The following is a 23,637-nucleotide window of genomic DNA, read 5'->3' as shown; positions in this document are numbered from 1 at the left end:
GGACTTACTCTATCCCTCCGTGCCACTGGCGGAGGCGTTGGGGTGAACCATTTTCTCCACATACTTTGCAACCACGTCTACCTCGAGGTTGACGCGAGCGCCTGGCGCCATCGAACCAAACACGGTATCGCGCAGCGTGGTGGGAATGAGAGAGACTTCGAAATAGCTCTCCGCGTCGGGCTCTCCCTGCCCGTCTGACAAGGCCGATACCGTCAGGGAGGTTCCCTGCACCGCGATGGAACCCTTCTCCACCACGTAGCGCTCCAGCTCGGCCGGCAGGCTAAAGCGCAGCACCTCCCAGTGCTCCGACGGCGTGCGGCTCAGCAAGGTCCCGGTGCCATCGACGTGCCCTTGCACAATGTGGCCACCCAAGCGCGTCGTCGGGAGCACCGCACGCTCGAGGTTGACCGGCGCGCCCACTTCGAGTTCGCCGAGGGAACTGCGGTTCAAAGACTCCTTCATGACATCTGCGATGAAGGTTCCTTCTCCCAACTCAGCAACGGTCAGGCACACGCCGTTGACCGCGATGGAATCTCCCAGTTGGGCGTCCCCCAGCACGGTGGTTGCGGCGATGCCGAGGCGCACGGCATCACCCTGCGGCTCCACGCTATCGACGTGGCCAATTTCTTCAACGAGTCCAGTAAACATAGCCAGCACTCCCCTTCCCTATCTTTTAACCTTTGAGCTTTCTATATTCCACGAGCAGGTCCTCGCCTAGCTCGGTAACCGCCACGCGCTGCCACCTCTCAGCCTGGGCCAGATTCTGGGACAGTGCACGGGTGAGAACTCCTCTGCCCTCGCCGAGAATGACGTTGCCCAGGTAGGCCTGAATACGCTCGATGTAGCCCAACTCCATGAAGCTGGTGGCTAGCCCTGCGCCGCCTTCGACAAGGATGTCTCGCGCGCCGCTGGCGTACAGCTGATCTAGTGCCTCCTGCGGCGTGGAATAGTGCTCGAAGCCTAGCTCGACCAGGTTACTAGCCCCGCCCCGGCTAACATCGCGGGAACCGATGACAACGCGCCGCGGTTGCCGCTCACGCAATGAACCATCGGGGTAGCGCGCGGTCAACGATGGATTATCCGCTAACGCCGTGCCGGTTCCAATAAGGATGGCATCGCGCTGCGCCCTATCACGATGCACGTGCTCGCGGGCCCGCTCTCCGGTAATCCACTGGCTACTGCCATCCGCGGCAGCGGTGAAACCATCCAGGCTCTGTGCAAACTTGAGCGTGACCTGCGGGCGGCCGAGACTCACCGCGCTCAACCACGGTTCGAGCGCATCATCCACGCCCTCCGGCGGCGCGAGCTGTCCCACCGTGACTCCGGCGCGGCGCAGCGTTGCCGAGCCGCCCTCGGCTTGCGGGGTGGGGTCCGGGTGAAGGTAGTACACAGCGGCCACGGAGGCATCGATGAGCGCCTGCGCGCACGGGCCGGTACGACCCGTGTGATTGCAGGGCTCCAAGGTCACCACCGCGGTTCCACCGCGGGCCTTGTCCCCCGCATCGCGCAGCGCCATGACTTCGGCGTGGGGCCCACCCGGGGGCTGGGTGGCGCCGACACCAGCGACGCGGCCGGCAGTATCGAGAATCACTGCGCCGACCGGCGGGTTCGGACTCGTCGTACCGCGAACCCGCTCGCCGGCCTCCATGGCGACGCGCAATGCTTGCGATAGGACAGCAGAATCGTGGCGTGGAATCACAGCGTGGCCAGTCGGCGCAGCTCCTCGACGGCCGCCGCCTTATCTGCTTGCTTGTAAATGGCCGAACCCGCGACAAAGGCATCACAGCCCGCCTCGGCGGCGGAGCGGATCGTCTCGGCAGAAATACCGCCATCGATTTCGATGAGGACATCGAGGCCACGCTCGTCAATGGCCGCGCGCAAGGTGCGCACCTTATCCAGCTGATCCGGCATGAAGCTCTGACCACCAAAGCCGGGTTCGACAGACATGACGAGAACCTCGTCGAAGTGCTCCAGCGCATCCAGCCAGGGCTCAATCGGGGTGCCCGGCTTGATCGAGAAGCCCGCGCGCACCCCTAGGTCCCGAATCCTGCGGGCCAAGGCGATGGCCGCGTCCTTGTCGGCCACGGCCTCGACGTGGAAGATGATGCAATCAGCGCCCGCCTTGGCGTAGGTTTCCACCCATTTCTCCGGCTCCTCGATCATGAGGTGAACGTCGAGGGTCTGCGAGGTAATCCCGTCCACCGTCGCGGTAATATCCGGGCCGAAGGACAAGTTCGGCACGAAGTGTCCATCCATGATGTCAACGTGGATCCAATCCGCGTTGGCCACTGCTTTGACCTCTTCGCCCAAGCGGGTGAAGTCGGCGGCCAGAATGGATGGGGAGATAATGGGAGCAGACGAGTGTGCAGACATGACACTCAGCCTAGTCCCTCACGCCCCGCTAGTCCGCTACTCGGCGGAGGACGGCGAAAAACATTGCATCTGTGCCGTGACGGTGCGGCCACATCTGGGCAGAGAGCTCGCTGCCGAGATCCCCCATGTCCGGAAGCACGTCGCGCGCATCCAGCTCCTCGACGCGGATCTCTGCCCCAACGCCATGGCGCTCCACGGCAGCGTCCACGATGCCCCGGGTCTCGCGCAGGTCGGGCGAACAGGTGGAGTACACCACGACGCCACCTGGGCGCACGAGGTCCAACGCGGACTCGAGGAGCTCGGTCTGCAGTGTGTTGAGTTCCGCAATATCGGACTCGGCTTTGCGCCAGCGGGCTTCGGGGCGGCGACGGAGTGCACCGAGGCCGGAACAGGGGGCGTCGACAAGCACCCGGTCAAAGCCTGCGTCGAGCCCCGGCGCACGACCGTCCGCACGGTGCACGCGCACGGGTAGGTCACCCACTGTTTTTTCCACCAAGGTAGCGCGGTGCGGGGAGACTTCTACGGCATCGACCTCCGCCCCCTCGACGCGAGCGATGGCACCCATCAGGGCGGCCTTGCCACCGGGGCCGGCGCACAGGTCTAACCAACGCCCGGTGTCCTCGCCAATAAGTTCAGCTTCCGTCACCGCGCGTGCGATGAGCTGGGAGCCTTCGTCTTGCACCGCCGCGAGTTTCTGGCGGACAGGCTCGAGGGAGCCCGGGTCACCCTGCTCAAGGTAGACCGCATAAGGGGAATAGCGTCCTTCCTCGCAGCCGGTAATGAGCGCGAGTTCTTCGGCGGATATCTCGCCCGGTCGCGCTACCAGGTGCACGAGGGGCCGCTCAGAGTCCGCCTCGAGTGCGCGCTCCAGCTCCGCTGTTTGCTCGGCGCTGAGCGCGTTATCGTCAGCGGTGTCGAGGAGCCCCAACGCGCGGCCGAAGGAGCGGGCGATCCACTCGGGGTGAGCGTGGCGGAAGGCCAAAGCCGCGACCTCTCCGCTCGGAGCTAGCTTGTCCAGCCACTCTTGCGCAGGTGTGCGGGTGATAGTCCGCATGATGCCGTTGGCAAAGCCCTTGGCTTTCTCGTGGCCGGCCGCCTCCACGAGGCGAACGGTGGTATCGACCGCCGCGTGCGCCTCCACCCGGGTGTAGAGCACCTGGTAGGTTCCCAGTCGCAGGGCCGTGAGCACCTCGGGCGCAATGGCGTCGAGCCCGCGCGACGAGCATTCAGCGATGACCGCATCGAGAACGCCCTCGGTGCGCAGCGTGCCATAGGTCAGTTCCGTGGCAAAGGCGGCGTCGCGGCCGCTGAGCTTGTTCGAGCTCACGGCCTTCGGCAGCGTGAGGTTGGCAAAAGCGTCATCCGCCGCTACCCGCTGCAGTACCTCGAAGGCGACCGCGCGCGGCACGTCGACCCCGCTGCGCCGTGCCGCGGAAATCAGCGACGGGTTCTGGCGATCGTGGTGAGCAGTCTGGCGCTGTCCGCCTCGGCGGTCACGCTGCGCACCGGTGTTCTTATAACCTCCGCGTCCCTTGTGGTCGTTTCCACCGCGGGAGCTTCCACGCTGTTGGCTGCCCCGTTGCTGCTTTCCCTTCTCTGCGCCTGCCCCCGCGCGCTGCGCCGAGTCCCCGGACTTACTGCGGGACCTAAACCCTCCGGTCATGAGAACTTCACCTCGTCTGTGTCTGTGGAATCCGTGCCACGAGAGCCTTGGCTAGCAAGACCTCGGCCCCAATCGGCGGCGTTCATCATCTTCTTGCCGGGCGGTTGAATCTTGCCCAAACGTACTGGGGAGCTACCGGTGCCGACCATGACGGCATTCTTGGCCACGTGCACTTCTCCTGGCTGGAGTGCGCGCACTGCGGCAGGCTCTGGCAGCGCCTCGAGTTCGGCGGGTGCCACGCTGCTTACAGGCCCTACCTTCAGGCGGGATTCCCCCATTAAGGTCCAGGCTCCCGGCCCCGGGGTATGGGCGCGGATGTGGCGATCAACGACGTCAGCAGGCAGGGTCCAGTCAATGCGGGCGTCGTCGGTCGCGATCTTGTGCGCATAAGTGGCCTCTCCTTCCTGCGGCTGCGGCGTAATGCTGCCGTCCTCCAGTCCATCCATGGTCTGAACAAGGAGGTCACCACCCGCATACGCCAGTCGCGTGAGCAGGTCATCAGCGGTGTCGGTGGGCAGTACTGCTTCCTCGATGGTTGCCAGGATGTCCCCGGTATCCAGGCCCTGATCGATGCGGAAGGTCGTGGCGCCAGTGCGCTCGTCGCCGGCCGCAATGGCTGCCTGGACCGGTGCTGCGCCGCGCCACGCTGGAAGCAGGGAGAAGTGCAGGTTGACCCAGCCGTGCGTTGGGAGGCCCAGCAGATCCTCAGTGATCAGATTTCCGTAGGCCACCACCGGAATAGCCTCCGGAGCAATCTCCGCCAACCGCGCGCGCAGGGCGTCGCCGTCCTCGGTGCCTGGCTTGAGTGTGGTTGGCGTAAGAACCTCGATTCCGTGTTCCTGGGCCAGCGCCTTCACGGGACTGGGGTGCAGGGTGCGCCCGCGGCCGCGGCGGGCATCAGGACGGGTGATGACGGCGGCTATGTCGTGGTGTGAGGCAATGAGTTTCTCCAAAGCCACGACGGCGGGCTCGGGGGTTCCGGCGAAAACGATGCGCACAGTGGGTGCATGCCTTTCTCTCGTGAGGTTGATTGTTGATTAAAGTCTGACGCCTATGCGTTGAACCACTCCGACTGGCGGATGATCTTCATGGATTCCTTTCGCAACTCATCGCTCAGGCGCTTGAGGAACAAAATTCCGTCGAGGTGATCCGTTTCGTGTTGGATGCAGCGTGCCATCAGTCCGGACGCGAGCATAGACACTGGGCGGCCTAGGGGATCGAAGCCTGTAAGGCGTACGGTATTGAACCTTTCGGTGGGCTGGGAAATACCGGGGATGGACAGGCAGCCCTCTGGTCCCAGCTGAGTCTCTTCTCCCACTGCTTCCCACTCGGGGTTGATGATGGCACCGCGCAGGCCGTGCTGATAGTGAGAGCAGTCAAAAACGAAGATGCGCTTGGTCACGCCGATCTGGTTAGCCGCTAGGCCTACTCCCCCGGCGTCTTCCATGGTCTCCAACATGTCCTGAGCTAGACGCTCGAGCGATGGCCCGAATTCGGTGATCTCCTCGGCCCGGGTGCTCAGGACGGGATCGCCATAGAGGCGAACCTCGCGCACGGTCATAGTATGAACTCCTCGTGGTTTGCAGTCTTTCACGGTAAGCAGGGATTGCCATCCGTAGTGCTCCTGCACCGAGAATAGTTCACAGTAAGCAGTGCGTGCCCTCCAGGGGTGGGGTCGGCTGCTCTGTCTATCCGATGTTGATCGGGTCCACGGCGATGCGCAGAGGCAACACGTCCTTGCGCGCGCTGCGCAGCGAATTGGCCGTTCGCAGCGCCTGCCCAAGCTCCGAGCGCGGCCCCAATGGCGTGCGGATCAGCAGGCGCTGGGGCTCGCCGCCGCGTTCGTGGTCATACTCGCCCGGCAAGCTCACCCCGGGCGGCAGCGGGACCGGGCCAAGAAGCTCCGCGTGCTCCGGTAGTTCTGCCAGCTCCAGGAAAGCGTCGAGCGAGGCATCGGCACCGTCGACGGCCGCCATGTGCACCGCGGGCGGGAAGCGTACCTCGCGGCGTGCCTGCAACTCGGCCGCCGCGGCTCCCACCATGTCCCACCGGCTAAAGAAGCCCACGAGCGGGAGCTGCTCATCTGCTGCCACGATCACCGCTCCGCCCTGCGCAGCCGGGGCCACGAGGGTGGCTGCGGCAGCCCATGTGGTCAAGGTATCCTCCGTAGCTCGGAGATCCTGACGGCCCAGCAACGCCCCGGTTTCCACCAGGAGCGCAGCACCATAGTGCCCTCCCTCGGCAACGCGTGGCTCCGCGCCAGGCGTGGCAATCACCAGCGCGGGGCCGGCAGGGACCTCGTCGACGACTGTGGAGCCACCTGATTGGATAACGCGCGTGTTGGGAAAGGCGCGCCCCATCTCCTCGGCGGTGCGCTCGGAGCCCAGCACAATGGCCCGCAGCCGTGGGGAACCACACTCGGAACAGCGGTAATGGGCGTCGACACGCCCGCACCAGCGACACGTGGGAAGCGCGGCGGAATCCTGCGCCCCATCCGCCGCGCCACGGACAGAGGGCAAACCTAGTGGCCCGTTGCAGTGTCGACACCGTGCCGGGGATGAACACTGCCCACAAGCCAGAATTGGGGCGTAGCCCTTGCGCGGGACTTGGACAAGGACGGGTTCACCGCGGTCGAGCGCCGCCCGAGTGGCTTGAAAAGCTGGGCCGCTGACCGACGTCGTCCCGCCCTGCATGTGCCGCGCCAGATTGATACCGAACGCACCCACCGCAACAATATCGGGGCGCGCCGCTTCCAGGGCTTCCGGAGTTGGGAGAAGATCGTGTGCCCATCCCGACTCAACGAGCAGCTGCGCTTCGGCCGTGCGCGCGTGGCCAGCAAGGATAAGGCTGCATTCTTCCTGCGCGGAGCGCGTGCTCAATACCTCTCGCGTGTGGACGTAGGGCTTGAGGTTATCCACCAGGCTATCGTCACCGTCATTGAGGACAACGGCCAGCTTCAGGTTCTTTACTGGGGCGAAGGCCGCGGAGCGCGTGCCGATAACGATGCGTGCCTGCCCCGTCAGTGCGGACAGATAGCGGCGGTAGCGAGCCTGCGGGCCAGTACTGTGCGCGAGCACCGTGATCTGCTTGGCGGAGAGGTGGCGACGAAACGCCGCTTCCAACAGGTCAAGGTCACGCTGATCCGGCACAACCATGAGCACCCCGCCGCCTTGCAGCGCCACGCTAGCGCCCAAGGCCGCAAGCGCGCCAGCCCAATCTGACCCCGGTGCGATCTGCCACGCTGCCCGCGCAATGTTCCCCGTCAGCACCGAATCCACGAAAGACTCGCCATGCTGGTAGCTCGACCACGCAGAGAGATCCGGGTGCTCTGCCGTGCCGAGCTCTTCCCAGGGAGTGGTGATATCCGCTTCTTCGGCCTTGGCATGGCGCGCCGGGATGGCGGTGCGGATGATATCGGAGCGCACGCCGCCGTAGCGGGCTGCAAGGGATTCGATGAGCGCCGCCATGGTCGGTGTGTACACCGCATAGGGGGAAATGACGCGTTCGATATAGCGGAGCGAACCGGAAAAATCAGAGTCGCTGCTGCGCGAGAGCAAGATGGCGTCAACCAACCTGCCGTTGAAGCGAATACGCACCCGGACGCCCGGTTGCGCGGCGTCGGAATCCGCCTCCTCAATGAGGTAATCGAAGCCGCGGTCGAGGTGCGCTACCCCTAGCAAGGGCAACACCCGCGCGACCGGTTGCTGGGCGGCGGGTGTCTTCTTGGGCATAGCGCCCGATTCTACAGGCCGGCGGCACGGCGCAGGTCGACGGCCCGCGAGGTGTCCTCCCACGGAAGGTCAACATCGGTGCGACCGAAGTGACCGTAGGCCGCGGTTTGGCGATAGATCGGGCGCTGGAGGTCGAGCTCGCGAATGATGGCGGCCGGGCGCAGATCGAAGACCTTGTCCACTGCGGCCTGGATGTCGGCGTCGCTCAGCCCGCCGTGCGCAGTACCGAAGGTCTCGACGTAGAGGCCAACTGGCTTGGCGCGGCCGATGGCATACGCCACCTGTACCTCGGCGCGGTCGGCAAGCTCGGCGGCCACAATGTTCTTGGCCACCCAGCGCATGGCGTAGGCAGCGGAGCGGTCCACCTTGCTCGGATCCTTACCGGAGAAGGCACCGCCGCCGTGGCGGGCCATGCCACCATAGGTATCCACGATGATCTTGCGGCCGGTCAACCCGGCATCACCCATGGGTCCGCCGAGGATGAAGGAGCCAGAAGGATTGATGAGCAGCTCGGTGTCCTCGGTGTAGTACTTGCCCAAGTCGGCGTCGTTGACGACCCATTCGACGACGTGCGTGCGCAGCTGCTCGGCCAACCACTCCTGGGTGACGTCCGGATCGTGCTGGGTAGAGATGACGATCGTCTCCAGCCGCGTGGGTACATCATTCTCGTCGTAGGCGTAGGTGACCTGGGTCTTGCCATCGGGGCGTAGGGAAGGCACGATGCCCTCCTTGCGCACCTGGGTGAGACGGCGCGATAGATGGTGCGCCGTGGAAATCGGCAAAGGCATAAACTCCGGGGTCTCATTGGTGGCATAGCCAAACATGAGGCCCTGGTCACCCGCACCGTACTGGTCATCGTCTTCGAAGGTGCCGGAACGAACCTCGGTGGAGGCATCCACGCCAGCCCCGATCTCCTGGGACTGCTCACCGATGGCGACGTTGACGCCACAGGTATGGCCGTCGAAACCAACATCGGAGGAGGTAAAGCCAATCTCCACGAGGGTCTTGCGAACGATCTGGGGGATCTCTACATAACCAGTGGTGCGCACCTCGCCGACGACGTGCACCTGCCCCGTCGTCACGAGGGTTTCTACGGCGACGTGGGCGTTGGGGTCTTCTTCGAGGAGGGCGTCAAGAATGGCGTCCGAGATCGCGTCACAAATTTTATCCGGGTGGCCTTCAGTTACGGATTCGCTGGTAAAGAGGCGTACCGCCTGTGCAGCTTTGTCAGTCACAAGTTTTCCTTAAGCTAGTTCTGCGCGTCGTGGGTGGGACAGCGCCTTGCCCACGCCTCGGCTGATAACACCGCCCCATCGTAGACCAAGCGGTCTACAGCTGCAAGAACGACCACTACTTTTTCAGGATTTCATTCACAGCTTCAAGTATCTGCGCGGCCACGACCTGTTTCGAGCCAGGCTCAACCACCACTGGCTCGGCATCACGCCGCAGGATCCACCCAGCGCTCGTGGGCTGGCCAAAGACCTTTCCCTCCCCGACCTCATTGGCCATGAGTACATCGCAGCCCTTCTTTGCGAACTTCCGCTGGGCGTACTCCAGGACAGTCGTCGTCTCATCACCGGTTTCTGCGGCGAAGCCGACGATGATGGCATCGGGGTTGAGGGAGCCACTGTCGCGACGCTCGACGAGGCCCTTGAGGATATCCGGATTTTCCACCAGTTCCAGATGCGCCAAATCAGCGTCCGCGGTACCCTTCTTCATCTTTGAATCAGCCACGGAGGCTGGGCGATAGTCCGCAACGGCCGCGGCCATGATGACGATGTCCGCGTCGGCGGACTCTGTATTCATTGCCTCCTGCATATCGCGGGTTGAGGTCACCCGCACGACCGTGGCACCGGAGGGAACCGGAAGCGCCTCCGTATTACCGGCAACGATGGTGACATCGGCACCCCGCTGTGCGGCAATCTCAGCCAACGCAAAGCCTTGTCGTCCGGACGAGCGGTTGCCAAGGTAGCGCACTGGGTCAAGGTTCTCTTGCGTGCCGCCAGCGGAGATCACGACCTTCCGGCCCTGCCAATCATGGTCCACGCGGTGGCCGGCAATGATGGTGCGAGCAAATTCCGCAATCTGCTCCGGATCCGGCAACCGGCCTGCGCCCGTATCGGTACCGGTCAAGCGGCCGTGGGCGGGCTCCATGACAGTAACTCCGCGACGGCGCAGCGTAGCCACGTTGTCTTGGGTTGCCGGGTTAAGCCACATCTCCGTGTGCATCGCTGGGGCGATAATCACCGGACACGTCGCAACGAGGACAGACGCGCTGAGAAGATCGTCTGCGCGACCACCAGCCAAACGCGCGATCAGGTCCGCGGTTGCCGGGGCAATAACGATGGCATCCGCTTGCTGGCCTAGGGAGACGTGCTGGACTTCATCCACCGCATCAAAGACCGTGGTCGACACCGGATGCCCCGACAAGGCCTCAAAGGTCGCTGCCCCAACGAAGTTCAGCGCAGCCTCGGTAGGAATCACGCGAACATCATCGCCATGCTCAGTGAAATCGCGGATAAGATGGCACGCCTTGTAGGCGGCAATTCCTCCCGCCACTCCGATGAGGATGCGCCGCCGTTGAGCCGACCCCGCCCCTGCGGACTCTGGATGATTCACGGCGCTACTTTCTTGAGCTTCTTGGAAATGCTGTACGTCCTTCACTCGGACGATGTTACCCAAGACGCACTGAACCCACCCAGTATCTTGGCAGACACGTGGGTGGGTTCAGTTCAGAATGTGCTGTAGGCAGCGACCGGCACGGAAAAGCTTAGTTGCCTTCCTCGTGGTCCAGCAGGCCGGCTTCGATTTCGCGCAAAGCGATGGACAGCGGCTTCTCCCCCGGTTCCGGGGTCACCAGCGGTCCGACAAACTCGAAGACGCCTTCATCCTGTTCTTGGTAGTAGCTGTTGATCTGGCGTGCGCGCTTAGCGGCAAAGATCACCAGAGCGTACTTGGACGAGACCTTGCCAAGCAGTTCATCGATCGGCGGATCGGTAATGCCCGTCGGCGGATCGAATACTGGTTCCGGCTTAACGGCCTCAGAATTAGCAGGTGTGGTCACGTTGGTCACATGCACCTTTACTGTTGGTAGATGGTCAAAATCGTGGTCTATCCACGCAGGATAGCACTAATAGCGGCAACGGCCTCATCGAGATCTTCATTGACAACGATGTGGTCGAACTCCTTTTGCGCGGCAAGCTCCGACTCAGCGGTCTGCAACCGGCGGTCAATGACATCCTGCGGCTCGGTCCCACGCCCTGTCAGGCGCTCGACCAAAACTTCCCAGGAGGGTGGGGCGAGAAACACGGTTTCCGCCTCCGGCATCGCCGCCTTCACGTTGCGGGCGCCTGCAAGATCAACCTCTACCAACACCGGGCGTCCAGCCGTCATCGCTTCTTGGACCGGCTGAGCGGGCGTCCCGGAACGCTGCAAACCGCCGTGGATCTCTGCCCATTCGAGCATGTCACCGGCGTCGATATGCTCTTGAAAGGTCTCTGGTGAGACGAAGAAGTAGTCCACCCCATCAGTCTCTCCGGGACGGGGCTGGCGCGTCGTCATGGAGACGCTGAAGTAGAGGTTGTCGACATCGTCGCGCAGGCGCGAAACCACCGTGGATTTGCCCACAGCGGACGGCCCGGCCAGAACGACCAGGCGCCCGCGTGCAGTTTCGTCAGCCATTGCGCTAATTACTCGCCGTAGCCGAAACGCTCGAGCAGGGCGCGGCGCTGACGGTCACCCAGGCCACGCAGACGGCGGGTCTGAGCAATCTCCAGGTCCTCCATGATTTCCTTAGCCTTGACCTTGCCAACCTTCGGCAGGGCCTCGAGGAGAGCGGAGACCTTGGTCTTGCCGATGATCTCATCGGTCTCGGCCTTCTCCAGAACTTCCTGCAGGTTGGTCTCGCCACGCTTCAGCGCAGCCTTGAGCTCAGCGCGAGCCTTGCGGGCCTCGGCGGCCTTTGCGAGAGCTTCTTTGCGCTGCTCATCTGTCAACTTGGGAAGGGCCACGGGTTTCCTCCGATTTCATTAGTTCGAACATTGTCTTCTGATGGCTAGCACCAGAATCTCGGCTCACGGTGGGAAGGTTTCCCCAGCGCGGGATAGCTTTTGCTACCTCCACGAACCGACTTCTGGCAATCCTAGCACTGGTCTGTACGCGATGACGCAACGCGGCCCCCTTCTTTTAAAGGTTCCCGCACGTCAACGCACATGCCTTAAACAAAATACCAGGTAAACGGCGCGCCCGTTAATCCAGCACGCCGCCACCTGGTCTGAGTATTAATCCCGGAACTCCGCCGCGGTATCCACTACGGCTTTCCGCAGGTCAGAGACACTCGGCCCCTGCGAAAGAATGGCCCGGGAAACGTTGGCAAAGCCGAGCTCGGGCGCCGCTGCGGTGAGTTCCCTTACATCGGCGGGCGTAGCGCCCTGGGCGCCCACACCCGGCAGCAGCACCGGACCGTTTAATTGGTCTAGTGCAGGCGGAGCCTCCAACGTCGCGCCCACGACAACACCAAGGGCACCCACGGTGGTGTCTGGCCCAGCCGCAGAGGCGTTGCGCTGTGCAAGCTCATCGACGACGCGCTGCGCAACGCTGCGGCCGTCGACACTCAACGACTGCAACGCCACGGCCTCCGGATTGGAGGTCGCCGCAAGAACAAAGACACCTCGTCCAGTTTCCTCCGCTAGGTCGAAGACTGGACTCAAAGCACCCACACCGAGGTAGGGCGAGACCGTCACAGCATCGGAACGCAGCGGCGAGTCCTCCCCCAACCAGGCTTGTGCGTAGCCCGCCATGGTGGAACCGATGTCTCCGCGCTTCGCGTCCGCTAGGCTCAGACAGCCCTGCTCGCGGAGCCCCGCGAGGGCCTCCTCAAGAACTGCGAAGCCGCGCGAACCGAAACGCTCAAAGAAAGCCACCTGTGGCTTCACCACCGCGGCGGTCTCGCCGAAGGCCTCTACACAGCGCAGCGTAAACGTGCGCAGACCATCCACATCAACCGACAGGCCCCAGGCTTCGAGCAGATGCGGGTGCGGGTCGATGCCTACGCACAGGCGCCCGCGCTCCGCACCAGCTGCTACGAGGCGCTCACCAAAAGACGGCAACTTCCTAGTTGGCTGGGTCATGCTCAAGCTCCTGCAGCGCGCGCACCTTGAGATCCCCGCGACGCAGAGCCTCAATACCCTGCACGGCGGCGGTCACGCCCTGGACGGTCGTCACCAACGGAATGCCCACGGATACCGCAGCAGCGCGGATGTCATAGCCGTCGTGGCGGGCACCGGCGGAGCCTGCCGGGGTGTTAAGGATGAGATCAACCTTTCCAGCAAGAATCTGGTCCACGATGGACTCCTCGCCCTCCGTGGCCTCCGATACCTTCCGGGCGACCTCGCACTCGACACCGTTGCGGCGCAGCATTTGCGCGGTCCCAGCGGTAGCCACGATGGTGTAACCCATGTAGGCCAGGCGCTGAATCGGGAAGATGAGCGTGCGCTTATCGCGGTTGGCTACGGAGACAAACACGGTTCCCTCAGTGGGCAGCTCGCCGAAGGCGGCCATCTCACCCTTGGCGTAGGCGGCGCCGAAGTTATCGGCCAAGCCCATCACCTCACCGGTGGACTTCATCTCTGGGGACAGCAAAGTATCCAGCAGCTGGCCATCGGGGCGACGGAAGCGGTTAAACGGCAGCACGGCTTCTTTGACCGCAATCGGGTGCTCCAGCGGCAGGGAACCACCGTCGTAGGTAGACGGGATGATGCCCTCCTCGCGCAGCTCGGCGATGGATGCCCCCAGCATGACACGCGCGGCGGCCTTGGCCAGCGGGACGCCGGTGGCCTTGGAGACGAAAGGCACGGTGCGGGAGGCACGCGGGTTGGCTTCGATGACGTAGAGGGTGTCATCCTTCAAGGCGTACTGAACGTTCATCAAGCCCTTGACGCCGATGCCATGCGCTAGGCGACGCGTCGACTCCCGCACCTTCTCAATATCCTCCGGGCCCAGCGTCATCGGCGGCAGGGCGCAGGAAGAGTCACCGGAGTGAATACCGGCCTCCTCGATGTGCTCCATCACGCCGCCGAGGTAGACCTCCTCGCCGTCGCACAGCGCGTCGACGTCAATCTCGATGGCGTTATCCAGGAAGCGGTCGACGAGGACCGGGTGGTCCGAGGTGATCTCGGTAGCGCGCTCGATGTAGTTGCGCAGCGAATCTTCGTCGTAGACGATCTCCATGCCGCGGCCACCCAGCACGTAGGACGGGCGGACCAATACCGGGTAGCCGATATTCGAGGCGACCTGGCGGGCCTCCTCGAAGGAGGTAGCGGTGCCGAAGGCCGGTGCGGGCAGCTCGGCTTCGGCGAGCACCTTGCCGAATTCACCGCGGTCCTCGGCCAAGTCGATGGCAGCGGCCGAGGTTCCCACGACCGGAACTCCGGCAGCGGTCAGGCGCTCAGCCAGGCCCAGCGGGGTTTGGCCACCCAGCTGGACGATGACGCCGGCAACCTCACCGCACGCGGCCTCCGCGTGGTAGACCTCCATGACGTCCTCGAAAGTCAGCGGCTCGAAGTAGAGGCGGTCTGCCGTGTCATAGTCAGTCGACACCGTCTCCGGGTTGCAGTTGACCATGACCGTCTCGTAGCCCTCGCGGGAAAGCTCCAGGGCGGCATGCACGCAGGAGTAGTCAAACTCGATACCCTGACCGATGCGGTTCGGGCCAGAGCCCAGGATGATGACCTTGCCCTTAGTCTTCTCCTCGCTTGCGCGGACCTCGGACTCAGCGTTCGGATCCAGCTCATAAGTGCTGTAGTGGTACGGGGTCTGCGCCTCGAACTCACCAGCGCAAGTATCGACGGTCTTGTACACCGGGCGAATACCCAAGGACCAGCGCAGGGAGCGCACGCCATCCTCGCCAGCGAACTCTGGGCGAAGAGCCGCGATCTGGGCATCGGACAGGCCGAAGACCTTGGCGCGGCGCAGCAAATCAGCGTCCAGAACCGGCGCACTCACGAGCTCCTCGCGGAACTGGACCAGCGCCTCCAACTCAGCGAGGAACCACGGGTCCAAGTGGGAGTGCTCGTGCAGCTGCTCGATGGTCGCACCGAGGCGCAGGGCCAGCTCGACGTCGTACATGCGGCCCTCTGTCGGGCGCTCCAGGTCCTTGAGAACGGCCTCGAGATCCGTAGCGCGCTCCCCGGCAAAGTACTCATCTGGCTGGGTCCAGAAACCTGCGGGCTTGGATTCCAGGGAACGCATGACCTTATTCAGGCCGGAAATGTAGTTGCGGCCGATACCCATGGCCTCGCCCACAGACTTCATGGTGGTGGTCAGGGTGTCATCGGCGCCCGGGAACTTCTCAAAAGCAAAGCGTGGAGCCTTGACGATGACATAGTCCAGAGTCGGCTCGAATGCAGCCGGGGTCACACCGGTGATGTCATTGCGCACCTCATCCAGGGTGTAGCCAATGGCCAGCTTGGCGGCCAGCTTGGCAATCGGGAAACCGGTGGCCTTGGAGGCCAGCGCCGAGGAGCGGGATACGCGCGGGTTCATCTCAATGATGATGATGCGGCCATCATCCGGGTTCACTGCGAACTGGATGTTGCAGCCGCCGGTGTCGACGCCCACCTCGCGGATGATGGCGATACCCTGGTCGCGCATCTTCTGGTACTCGCGATCCGTCAGAGTCAGGGCCGGCGCCACGGTGACGGAGTCACCGGTGTGGACGCCGAGGGCATCGACGTTCTCGATGGACGCGATGACCACCACGTTATCGTCGCCGTCACGCATGAGCTCGAGCTCGAACTCCTTCCAGCCCAGGATGGACTCCTCGATGAGGACGTTCGCCTCTGGGGATGCAGCCAAGCCGCCGCCGGCAATGCGCTCAAGGTCCTCCTCGTTGAAGGCCAGGCCCGAACCGAGGCCGCCCATGGTAAACGACGGGCGAACGACAACCGGCAGGCCGAGCTCGGCGACAGTCTCGTGGACCTCCTCCATCGTGTGGCAGACGCGGGAGCGCGCGGATTCGCCGCCGATGGAGGCGACAATATCCTTGAACTTCTGGCGGTCCTCGCCGCGCTCAATCGCATCGATATCGGCACCGATGAGCTCGATATCGTACTTCTTCAGGATACCCAGGCGGTCCAGCTGCACCGCGGCGTTCAGAGCGGTCTGGCCGCCCAGGGTTGCCAGCACGGCGTCGATGGGGTTGCCCTCTTCCTTTTCCTTCTGGAAGATCTTCTCAATGAACTCGGGCTCGATGGGCTCCACATAGGTGTGGTCGGCGAACTCCGGGTCCGTCATGATCGTTGCCGGGTTGGAGTTGACCAGCGTAACGCGCAGGCCTTCCTCCTTGAGCACGCGGCAGGCCTGGGTACCGGAGTAGTCGAACTCGCAGGCCTGGCCAATAACAATCGGACCGGAGCCGATAACCAGGACGTGATTGATGTCGTTGCGCTTTGGCATGTGTTTCTTCTTCCTTTTCCTGGTTGCGTTCTACTTGTTCGGGGACTTTTCAGTCATGAGCTCGATGAACTGATCAAAGAGCGGGTTAGCATCGTGCGGGCCAGCCGCGGACTCAGGGTGGTACTGCACGGAGTACGCCATGCCATCCTTGAGCGCAACACCTTCAATGGTGTTGTCGTTGAGGCAGGTGTGAGACACCACTGCCGGGCCGAAGTCGGTCTCGAATTCCTCACCGGCCGGGTCTTCCTTGCCCGAGGGGCTGGCCAGGGCGAAGCCGTGGTTCTGAGAGGTGATGTCGATCTTTCCGGTCAGTTGGTTGCGCACCGGCACGTTGATGCCGCGGTGGCCGAACTTCAGCTTGTAGGTATCCATGCCCAGCGCACGGCCGAGGATTTGATTGCCGAAGCAGATACCGAAGAACGGGTACTTGGCGGCGAGGATGTCTCGGACAATGCCAACCATGGTGTCCGCAGTAGCCGGGTCGCCCGGGCCGTTGGAGACAAACACACCATCCGGCTTGTACTGCTTAATCTCCTCGAACGGGGTGTTGGCGGGAACCACGATGGTCTCGATGCCGCGCTCGGCGAAGTTCTTCGGTGTGGCGGTCTTGACTCCCATGTCGTAGGCCACGACGGTGAAGCGCTTCTCCCCTACGGCCGGGAAGGTATAAACCTCATCAGTCGAGACCTCTGCCGACAGGTCGAGTCCGGCCATGGAGGGCTGGTTCTTCACCTCAGCGATGAGCTCATCGACGTCCCGCTCAGCATCGGCACCGGAGAAGATACCGGCCTTGATGGAGCCGTGGTTGCGCAGGTGGCGCACCAGGGTGCGGGTATCGATGCCGCTGACACCGATGATGCCCTGCTTTTCCATCTCCTCCGGCAGTGAGCGCTCGGCGCGCCAGTTGGAGACGCGGCGGGCAAGGTCGCGGATGACCAGACCGGCAACCCAGATCTTGTCGCCGTGGGACTCATTGTCCTCATCATTCCAGCCTGTATTACCAATCTGCGGCGCGGAGGCCACGACGATCTGGCGGTGGTACGACGGATCCGTCATGGTCTCCTGGTAGCCCGTCATGGCGGTGGTAAAGACGGCCTCGCCCAGGGTCGTACCCGTGGCGCCAAAGCCAAAGCCACGGAAGGTGCGGCCATCAGCGAGGACCAGGATGGCGGGGGTGGTGGTAGTGGAAGTCACTGTGTGTTGAACCTTTCAGTGAATTTTCTCGGTGAAGGGTGATTGTGTTGGGGACGTGCGTTGGTGTGCGTTGACTACTTAAGTGGTGAGCAACTCTGATTGTCGATTATCCCGATTACTCGGCCGCCTCGCTGCCGCTTTCAGCCGCTAGGTCGTAGGTCACCGCACCGCGCAGGATGGTGTAGGCCACGCGTGCGCCGAATTCCTCCCCCTCGTATGGGTTGTTCTCCGACTTCGATGCCAGGCGCGTGGAATCGGATACCCACTGGTGCTCCGGATCAACGATGGTGAGGTTCGCTGGCTCTCCCACGGCAATCGGGCGGCCATGGCCAGGCAGGCGGGTGATCTCTGCCGGGCGTTCCGACATGACGCGGGCAACGAAGCGCCAGTCGGCCAGACCGGTGGCGACGAAAAGCTTGGCGATGACCGCCAGGGAGGACTCCAGCCCCAGCATGCCCGGCTTGGCGTGCTCGAACTCGACGCACTTGTCTTCGCTGCCGTGCGGGGCGTGGTCGGTCGCCACGACGTCGATAAGCCCGTCGAGCAATGCCTGGCGCAGGGCCAGGGTGTCAGATTCCTCGCGCAACGGCGGGTTGACGCGGTAGACGCCGTCGTAGGTCACCAGCTTGTCATCGGTCAACAGCAGGTGGTGCGGGGTCACCTCGGCGGTCAGCGGGATGCCTTGTTCCTTGGCCCACTTAAGAAGCTCCACGGTGCCCTTCGTCGAAGCGTGGCAGATGTGCATGCGGTTGCCGTAGTCACGCGCGAGCAGTGCATCGCGGGCGACGATGGATTCCTCGGCGACGCGCGGCCAGCCGCGCAGGCCGAGGCGGGCGGCGACCTCACCCTCGTGGGCGCTAGCGCCTTCGGTCATGCGGTGATCTTCTGCGTGCTGAGCCAGCAGAACGTCAAGGCCCTTCGCGTACTCCAAGGCACGGCGCATGAGCTGCGGGTCCTGGACGCACTTGCCGTCGTCAGAGAACATGCGCACCTTGGCATCCGAGCGGGCCATCATGCCAAACTCGGTCAGGGTCTTGCCCTCAAGGCCCTTCGTGATGGAGCCAACCGGGTGGACATCGCACAGGCCGCGTGCCTGCCCCTTGGCCCAGACGGACTCGGCGATGATCGGCTGGTCCGTCACCGGTGACGTGTTAGCCATGGTGAACACAGCGGTAAAGCCGCCCTTGGCGGCAGCGCGCGAGCCGGTTTCGATGGTCTCGGTGTCCTCGCGGCCCGGCTCACGCAGGTGAACGTGCATGTCCACCAGCCCTGGCAGCAGCACGTTGCCGCCACCATCAATAGTGCGGTCCGCCTTGACCGCCGGGGTCACGCCCCCGGCGTCGGCGGCAGCACCGATGGCTTCGATGACGCCATCCTTGATCAGGATGCTGGTAGGTTCGCCCTCACCATAGGGGCGAACGTTCGTGATGAGCAGAGTACCGGCCGCGGGAGCAGAGAGCACGCCGGTGTCTGGATAAGTAGTCATGGATTCTTCAGCTCTCCTCGTTGCTAAGTGGGACATATCGATTTAGATACCGGCGTTCTCGCCGTTAGTGAGCAGCGTAAACAAAGCCGCCATGCGCACGTGGACACCGTTGTTAACCTGCTGGAGTACCGCGGTGTTGTCATAGTCAGCCACGGCGTAGTTGATCTCCATGCCGCGGACCATGGGGCCTGGGTGCATGATGATGGCGTCCTTCTTCATGGCCGCTGCGCGGTCCTTGGACAGCCCGTAGAGAGTGGCGTACTCGCGGTGCGAGGGGAAGAAACCGCCGTTCATGCGCTCTGCTTGCACGCGCAGCATCATGACGACGTCTGCCTTGGCAACCTCTGCATCGAAATCGTGGGAGACGCGCACCGGCCAGGTGTCGACGCCGAAAGGCAGCAGCGTCGGCGGGGCGACGAGCGTGACTTCAGCACCCAGCGTGGAGAGCAGGTCCACGTTGGAGCGCACCACGCGAGAATGCAGGCAGTCACCGACGATAGCCACGTTTAGACCTTCAAAACCGGAGCCGGCTGCCGAGCGATCCGCGCCCAGGTGCAGGCGCTGGCGCATCGTGACGGCGTCGAGAAGAGCCTGCGTGGGGTGCTGGTGGGAGCCATCGCCGGCGTTAATCACGCTCGGGCCCTGGCCGCCGGGCGCTACCCAGCTAGCTAGCTGCTGTGCCGCACCGGAGGAAGGATGGCGCATGATGATGGCGTCCGCCCCGATGGACGCCAAGGTCAACCCGGTGTCCTTGAGGGACTCGCCCTTCTTGACCGAGGACGTCGAAGCGGAGAGGTTAATGACATCCGCCGACATCCACTTGCCCGCCGTCTCGAAAGAGGAACGAGTGCGCGTGGAATTCTCGTAGAACAAGGTGAAAACGGTGCGCCCGCGCAGCGTGGGCAACTTCTTGACCTCGCGGCCTTCCAGGGCCTCCCGGAAGCGGTCGGCCTCATCCATCAGACCGAGAATCTCCTCGGCGCTGTGGTCGGCGATGTTAATGAGGTGCTTCATTTATGCCTCCTTGCCGGGCTGTGCAGTGAAGCGGGTGAGAACGACGGCATCGCGCCCATCAATGTCGGCGTTGTACACGGTGACATCCTCATCCCGCGCGGTGGGGATGTTTTTGCCCACGTAGTCGGCGCGGATGGGTACCTGGCGGTGTCCGCGGTCCACGAGGACGGCGAGCTGGATGATGTCGGGGCGGCCGATGTCCGCGAGGGCATCGAGGGCGGCACGGATGGTGCGGCCGGAGTAAAGGACGTCGTCGACAAGAATGACGGTGGCGCCATCGATCCCGCCGTCAGGCACCGTCGTGGGCTGCAAGGCACGGTGCGGGCGGGCATATAAATCGTCTCGGTACAAAGTGATGTCGAGGGAGCCCCAGGGAATCTCCACCCCGGAGAATTCCTCAATCTTTTCGGCAAGGCGCTGCGCCAAAGGCACGCCACCAGAGGGAATGCCTAAGAGCAGGACTCGAGAAGAATCACTCGAATCTAGCGCCGTCTTTTCAATGATCTGGTGCGCGATGCGTGCGACAGTACGCGCGACGTCTGAGGAGCTCAGCAGCTCGTTGGACTCCGCGTGGGTGCCGGATTCACTCATCGTGACCTCCTTCCCCGCCTCACGGTGCGGTCTTTAAAGGATGTCGGACAATGGTTCAGTGGACTTGTCTATGCTTGAAAGCCAGCACTAACCATAGCACTCTTCACGCGTGCTTGGTACGCCCTCGCACCCCCGAATCTCCTGAGGCAGGTCTATAGACAGTGAGTTTCACTACCCAGCACGTTGTCCCCGCCCCGCGCGAAGACGTATGGCAGTGGCATACCCGCCAGGGGGCGTTTGCTCGCCTCACCCCACCTTTCGGTTTTATGACCCCGCTTCAGCAAGCCGAGTCCTTGGCCGATGGAACCTCAATATTGGGCTTTCCCGGCGGCCTGAAATGGGTTGCCCGCCACGACCTCAGCCGCTACCAACCGCGGCGCTCTTTCGCGGATGTCTGTATCAACGCCCCCTTCCGTTCCCTAGCGAATTGGCGCCACGAGCACTTCTTTGAGGATCACCCGGAGGGCACGCTCATCACGGACAAGGTGGAGACCCGCATCCCCGCCGGAGCCCTGGAATCGATTTTCGCCTACCGCCAGCAGCAGCTCATCGAAGACTTTCGCTTTGCCCACAGGCTCGGCGCGCTCAACGCCGAGCCCCGCACGGTAGCGATAACCGGAACGCACGGGACGGTGGGCGCGGCTGTGGCTGCGCAATTGGGCACCCTGGGCCACACCGTCATCCCTTTGGTGCGCTCCAACCCCGGGCCTGGCGAGCGCCTCTGGCGCCCCCAGCTGCCGGCGAAGGACCTGCTGGAGGGCGTTGACGTTCTCATCCACTTGGCCGGCGAACCTATCTTTGGGCGTTTTAATTCCGCACACAAAGAGGCCATTCGGGATTCCCGCGTTGAACCTACCCGCCTACTGGCCCAGGTGGCTGCTGAGACCCCGTCCCTGACCGCCCTGGTGTGTGCCTCCGCCATTGGTATTTACGGCGCGGACAGGGGTGAAACGGAACTGACCGAGGAATCGGAGCGCGGCGAGGGTTTTCTCGCCGACGTCGTCGCCGACTGGGAGGCGGCGTGTGAGCCGGCGCGGGAGGCTGGAAAGCGCGTGGTTAACCTGCGCACCGGCATTGTGCAATCAGCCAATGCGGGGATCCTGCCGTTGCTACGCGGGCTGTTTTCCACTGGTCTTGGCGGCGCCTTCGGCAAAGGCACCATGTGGAATAGCTGGATTGCGCAAGATGATCTTTCTGACATGTTCATCCGCGCCGCGCTCGACCCGGCCTGGCACGGCGTCATCAACGCGGTCTCCCCCACTCCGGTGCTCAACCGCGATTATGTTGATGCCCTTGGTTCCTTGCTCCACCGCCCCACCATCATTCCGATTCCCAGCGTCGGTCCGGCGCTGCTGCTGGGCAAGGAAGGTGCGCGTGAGCTTGCGCTGGCTAACCAAAAGGTTCTGCCCACGCGCGCGGAAGCGCTCGGCCATACTTTCCGCTATCCCGAGATCGCTCCAGCGCTTGCCCACGAGCTGGGCGGGGAAAAACTCTTCGAGGACCCCACCTGCGCACCCCAGGAAGACGGCTCCGGTAGTGTCGGGGCCGGAAAAGATTAAGAAGAATGTAGCGAAGTGAGTAGAAGAATTGACTGACACCACTAATCACGACGAAGCGCAGCAGCGCCAGCTGCAGCCCGATACTCCGATTGAGGAGGTCACACTCGAGCGCATTGCGGAGATCTTTAAGTCAGAAGGCTTGGAATACCGCATCGAAGAGCAAAAGACGCAGGACGGCCAGACGGTCAACCTTTTGCGCACCGGCTTCTCGAACGCCGCCATCGCCTTCCAGCTGGTTGGCTCCTCCCTCATCGTTGATTCCGTGTGGCGCGGTTCCGTGCCCGCCTCCGAGGGCCCGGCGCTCCTCATGCACATCAACGCCTGGAACCAGGATCACTTCACGCCGACGTTCCGCTTCTTTGAGGCTCCGGACAACGCCTTGGCAGTCTCCGGTGCGCGCGATCTCGACCTGACCCACGGCGCTTCCCGCAACCAGTTAGGCGCGTTCGTCATGTCCACCCTGGATGCCGTGTTGCAGTCCTTCGAGTGGATTGAACAGCAGTACCCGCAGCTCGTCACCTGGAAGGAGCACAACCATGACTAATCCTGCGACTACCCCCGCCGAGGATCCACACGCACTCCCGGAGGTCACCCTCGACCGCATCATCGAGGCAATGAAGACCTTCGACATCGAACTCGAGCCGGTCCCCGGCCGCGACGACGCCGCCACCGCCAACCTCAACGGCCTGCCCTGCATGTTTGCCGTACTGGAAAGCGTTGCCATCGTGCGCTGCGATGTGCCGACCGACGTCAACTACGCCAAGGCCGACGCCGGCCTTTTCCTCGCGGCTAACCAGATCAATTCCGTGGCTATGGGGGCCCGCGCCGTCATTGCTGACTTCGACGGCATGTTGCTCGTGCGCACCGAGGCCGATATTCCGTGCGCGGCCGGCATGACCGACGAACAACTCGCGGCCGCGCTGCGCGCCTCCGTGGATGGTGTCATCAACGCCCAGAACGCCATGGTCGCCGCCGCCGAGGAAATGGCCAAGCTCGGTTCCGAATCTGCTGCACAGGCGGGCGAGGGAGCTGAGGGCGCCCAGGGTGAGCAGCAGTGACCGATCTCCACGTGGTTGAGCCGGTCACCATTGACCGGCTGGCGCAGTTGTGCGAGCTTATCGACGCCGACTACGCGCTCATCGAAGCTGCCCCCGAGGAAGGCGACGCTCCTGGTGCCGGCGACGACAACGCCCCCGCGCGCCGCGTCCTGCAGACCGGTGTGCCGCATATCGCGGTGCACTGTGACCTCGACGCGGAAGGCGACGTATTGAGCGCCTTCGCCTCCTGGGAAGGCACGCTTCCCGCGCACCTCGAACAAGATGTTGCTGCTGCCGTGGCGGAGCTGAACTGGGCCAGCGTGGCGCCCACCTTGAACTTCCTCGTCGAAGAGGACGCGAAGGGCAACGCGGAGATCCACCTAGGCGCCAACCGCGCCATGGCCGTGGGCGAAGGTTTGTCCTTGGCCCAGCTGGGGCATTTCCTGCTGAGCTCACTCGCCAGCTTCGCGGAGATTTTCGACGTCGTGGCGCAGCGTTTTCCGCAGGCGGTCACCTGGAACGAGGAGGAGTAGGA

Annotated in this window: 22 protein-coding genes; 4 read left to right on the top strand and 18 right to left on the bottom strand. The window is 63.4% G+C overall.

The genetic code is table 11. From position 1 onward, the window contains the following. Positions 1-9: 9 nt before the first annotated feature. From HWX44_RS01530 to pyrR, 18 genes are all read right to left on the bottom strand, one after another. The gene (locus HWX44_RS01530; RefSeq protein WP_175972915.1) at positions 10-648 is read right to left on the bottom strand and encodes a riboflavin synthase; all 639 of its coding nucleotides are present in this window, start codon (positions 646-648) and stop codon (positions 10-12) included. Between the two features lie 25 nt (positions 649-673). Then, positions 674-1,699 (bottom strand): bifunctional diaminohydroxyphosphoribosylaminopyrimidine deaminase/5-amino-6-(5-phosphoribosylamino)uracil reductase RibD, encoded by a 1,026-nt coding sequence (gene ribD / locus HWX44_RS01525; RefSeq protein WP_175972914.1) that lies wholly within the window; start codon positions 1,697-1,699, stop codon positions 674-676. Then, on the bottom strand, positions 1,696-2,373 hold the full coding sequence (rpe, locus tag HWX44_RS01520; RefSeq protein ID WP_070701919.1) for a ribulose-phosphate 3-epimerase: 678 nt from the start codon (positions 2,371-2,373) through the stop codon (positions 1,696-1,698). Before rpe ends, ribD begins: the two co-directional genes overlap by 4 nt. Before the next feature lie 28 nt (positions 2,374-2,401). Next, positions 2,402-4,036: an RsmB/NOP family class I SAM-dependent RNA methyltransferase gene (locus HWX44_RS01515; RefSeq protein ID WP_175972913.1), complete on the bottom strand. Its 1,635-nt coding sequence runs from the start codon at positions 4,034-4,036 to the stop codon at positions 2,402-2,404. Next, positions 4,033-5,034 carry a methionyl-tRNA formyltransferase gene (gene fmt, locus HWX44_RS01510; RefSeq protein WP_070547351.1) on the bottom strand — a complete coding sequence of 334 codons (1,002 nt, stop codon included), beginning with the start codon at positions 5,032-5,034 and terminating at the stop codon, positions 4,033-4,035. Before fmt ends, HWX44_RS01515 begins: the two co-directional genes overlap by 4 nt. A 53-nt stretch (positions 5,035-5,087) precedes the next feature. Then, positions 5,088-5,597: a peptide deformylase gene (gene def, locus HWX44_RS01505; protein ID WP_049157473.1), complete on the bottom strand. Its 510-nt coding sequence runs from the start codon at positions 5,595-5,597 to the stop codon at positions 5,088-5,090. Positions 5,598-5,724: 127 nt separating this feature from the next. Then, the gene (locus HWX44_RS01500; protein ID WP_049157475.1) at positions 5,725-7,767 is read right to left on the bottom strand and encodes a primosomal protein N'; all 2,043 of its coding nucleotides are present in this window, start codon (positions 7,765-7,767) and stop codon (positions 5,725-5,727) included. Positions 7,768-7,778: 11 nt separating this feature from the next. Next, entirely contained in the window at positions 7,779-9,002 is a 1,224-nt protein-coding gene (gene metK, locus HWX44_RS01495) for a methionine adenosyltransferase (protein WP_070516585.1), read from the bottom strand. Between the two features lie 115 nt (positions 9,003-9,117). Continuing rightward, positions 9,118-10,386 carry a bifunctional phosphopantothenoylcysteine decarboxylase/phosphopantothenate--cysteine ligase CoaBC gene (coaBC, locus tag HWX44_RS01490; RefSeq protein ID WP_070516583.1) on the bottom strand — a complete coding sequence of 423 codons (1,269 nt, stop codon included), beginning with the start codon at positions 10,384-10,386 and terminating at the stop codon, positions 9,118-9,120. A gap of 151 nt (positions 10,387-10,537) precedes the next feature. After that, positions 10,538-10,840, bottom strand: coding sequence for a DNA-directed RNA polymerase subunit omega (gene rpoZ / locus HWX44_RS01485; protein WP_046649090.1), 303 nt, complete (start codon positions 10,838-10,840; stop codon positions 10,538-10,540). 38 nt (positions 10,841-10,878) lie between these two features. Continuing rightward, a complete protein-coding gene (gmk, locus tag HWX44_RS01480; RefSeq protein WP_046649089.1) occupies positions 10,879-11,448 on the bottom strand; it encodes a guanylate kinase in 570 nt (189 codons plus the stop codon). Positions 11,449-11,456: 8 nt separating this feature from the next. Then, positions 11,457-11,777 carry an integration host factor, actinobacterial type gene (gene mihF / locus HWX44_RS01475; RefSeq protein WP_010186801.1) on the bottom strand — a complete coding sequence of 107 codons (321 nt, stop codon included), beginning with the start codon at positions 11,775-11,777 and terminating at the stop codon, positions 11,457-11,459. A gap of 270 nt (positions 11,778-12,047) precedes the next feature. Continuing rightward, the gene (gene pyrF / locus HWX44_RS01470) at positions 12,048-12,896 is read right to left on the bottom strand and encodes an orotidine-5'-phosphate decarboxylase (RefSeq protein WP_046649088.1); all 849 of its coding nucleotides are present in this window, start codon (positions 12,894-12,896) and stop codon (positions 12,048-12,050) included. Beyond that, positions 12,880-16,221 carry a carbamoyl-phosphate synthase large subunit gene (gene carB, locus HWX44_RS01465; protein WP_175972912.1) on the bottom strand — a complete coding sequence of 1,114 codons (3,342 nt, stop codon included), beginning with the start codon at positions 16,219-16,221 and terminating at the stop codon, positions 12,880-12,882. Before carB ends, pyrF begins: the two co-directional genes overlap by 17 nt. Positions 16,222-16,251: 30 nt before the next feature. Beyond that, the gene (gene carA / locus HWX44_RS01460) at positions 16,252-17,415 is read right to left on the bottom strand and encodes a glutamine-hydrolyzing carbamoyl-phosphate synthase small subunit (protein ID WP_046649087.1); all 1,164 of its coding nucleotides are present in this window, start codon (positions 17,413-17,415) and stop codon (positions 16,252-16,254) included. A gap of 115 nt (positions 17,416-17,530) precedes the next feature. Then, a complete protein-coding gene (locus tag HWX44_RS01455; RefSeq protein ID WP_175972911.1) occupies positions 17,531-18,901 on the bottom strand; it encodes a dihydroorotase in 1,371 nt (456 codons plus the stop codon). A 42-nt stretch (positions 18,902-18,943) separates the two neighbouring features. Then, a complete protein-coding gene (locus HWX44_RS01450; RefSeq protein ID WP_175972910.1) occupies positions 18,944-19,915 on the bottom strand; it encodes an aspartate carbamoyltransferase catalytic subunit in 972 nt (323 codons plus the stop codon). Next, entirely contained in the window at positions 19,916-20,506 is a 591-nt protein-coding gene (gene pyrR, locus HWX44_RS01445) for a bifunctional pyr operon transcriptional regulator/uracil phosphoribosyltransferase PyrR (protein WP_046649084.1), read from the bottom strand. It lies immediately after the preceding gene. Between the two features lie 161 nt (positions 20,507-20,667). Between pyrR and HWX44_RS01440 the strand changes: the two genes are divergently transcribed. From HWX44_RS01440 to HWX44_RS01425, 4 genes are read left to right on the top strand one after another with little or no spacing between them, the layout of a single operon-like run. Further along, positions 20,668-22,065: a TIGR01777 family oxidoreductase gene (locus HWX44_RS01440; RefSeq protein WP_175972909.1), complete on the top strand. Its 1,398-nt coding sequence runs from the start codon at positions 20,668-20,670 to the stop codon at positions 22,063-22,065. 28 nt (positions 22,066-22,093) lie between these two features. After that, the gene (locus HWX44_RS01435; protein WP_046649083.1) at positions 22,094-22,609 is read left to right on the top strand and encodes a YbjN domain-containing protein; all 516 of its coding nucleotides are present in this window, start codon (positions 22,094-22,096) and stop codon (positions 22,607-22,609) included. Continuing rightward, positions 22,602-23,123 (top strand): YbjN domain-containing protein, encoded by a 522-nt coding sequence (locus HWX44_RS01430; RefSeq protein ID WP_144013574.1) that lies wholly within the window; start codon positions 22,602-22,604, stop codon positions 23,121-23,123. Before HWX44_RS01435 ends, HWX44_RS01430 begins: the two co-directional genes overlap by 8 nt. After that, positions 23,120-23,635 carry a hypothetical protein gene (locus tag HWX44_RS01425; RefSeq protein ID WP_175972908.1) on the top strand — a complete coding sequence of 172 codons (516 nt, stop codon included), beginning with the start codon at positions 23,120-23,122 and terminating at the stop codon, positions 23,633-23,635. The genes HWX44_RS01430 and HWX44_RS01425 overlap by 4 nt, the downstream gene beginning before the upstream one ends. Positions 23,636-23,637: the final 2 nt, after the last annotated feature.

This window comes from Corynebacterium sp. Marseille-Q2823 (assembly GCF_903645345.1).
Taxonomy (GTDB): Bacteria; Actinomycetota; Actinomycetes; order Mycobacteriales; family Mycobacteriaceae; genus Corynebacterium; species Corynebacterium hiratae.
The sequence above is the reverse complement of the archived record's forward strand: the minus strand, read 5'-3'. Positions and strand labels throughout refer to the sequence as shown.

What these genes read in the sequence shown, in the direction of transcription:
- HWX44_RS01530 (WP_175972915.1), bottom strand. Translation starts at nt 648, where the DNA reads ATGTTTACTGGACTCGTTGAAGAAATTGGCCACGTCGATAGCGTGGAG.
- rpe (WP_070701919.1), bottom strand. Translation starts at nt 2,373, where the DNA reads ATGTCTGCACACTCGTCTGCTCCCATTATCTCCCCATCCATTCTGGCC.
- gmk (WP_046649089.1), bottom strand. Translation starts at nt 11,448, where the DNA reads ATGGCTGACGAAACTGCACGCGGGCGCCTGGTCGTTCTGGCCGGGCCG.
- HWX44_RS01515 (WP_175972913.1), bottom strand. Translation starts at nt 4,036, where the DNA reads ATGACCGGAGGGTTTAGGTCCCGCAGTAAGTCCGGGGACTCGGCGCAG.
- def (WP_049157473.1), bottom strand. Translation starts at nt 5,597, where the DNA reads ATGACCGTGCGCGAGGTTCGCCTCTATGGCGATCCCGTCCTGAGCACC.
- HWX44_RS01455 (WP_175972911.1), bottom strand. Translation starts at nt 18,901, where the DNA reads ATGACTACTTATCCAGACACCGGCGTGCTCTCTGCTCCCGCGGCCGGT.
- carB (WP_175972912.1), bottom strand. Translation starts at nt 16,221, where the DNA reads ATGCCAAAGCGCAACGACATCAATCACGTCCTGGTTATCGGCTCCGGT.
- HWX44_RS01430 (WP_144013574.1), top strand. Translation starts at nt 22,602, where the DNA reads ATGACTAATCCTGCGACTACCCCCGCCGAGGATCCACACGCACTCCCG.
- HWX44_RS01500 (WP_049157475.1), bottom strand. Translation starts at nt 7,767, where the DNA reads ATGCCCAAGAAGACACCCGCCGCCCAGCAACCGGTCGCGCGGGTGTTG.
- HWX44_RS01450 (WP_175972910.1), bottom strand. Translation starts at nt 19,915, where the DNA reads ATGAAGCACCTCATTAACATCGCCGACCACAGCGCCGAGGAGATTCTC.
- pyrR (WP_046649084.1), bottom strand. Translation starts at nt 20,506, where the DNA reads ATGAGTGAATCCGGCACCCACGCGGAGTCCAACGAGCTGCTGAGCTCC.
- pyrF (WP_046649088.1), bottom strand. Translation starts at nt 12,896, where the DNA reads ATGACCCAGCCAACTAGGAAGTTGCCGTCTTTTGGTGAGCGCCTCGTA.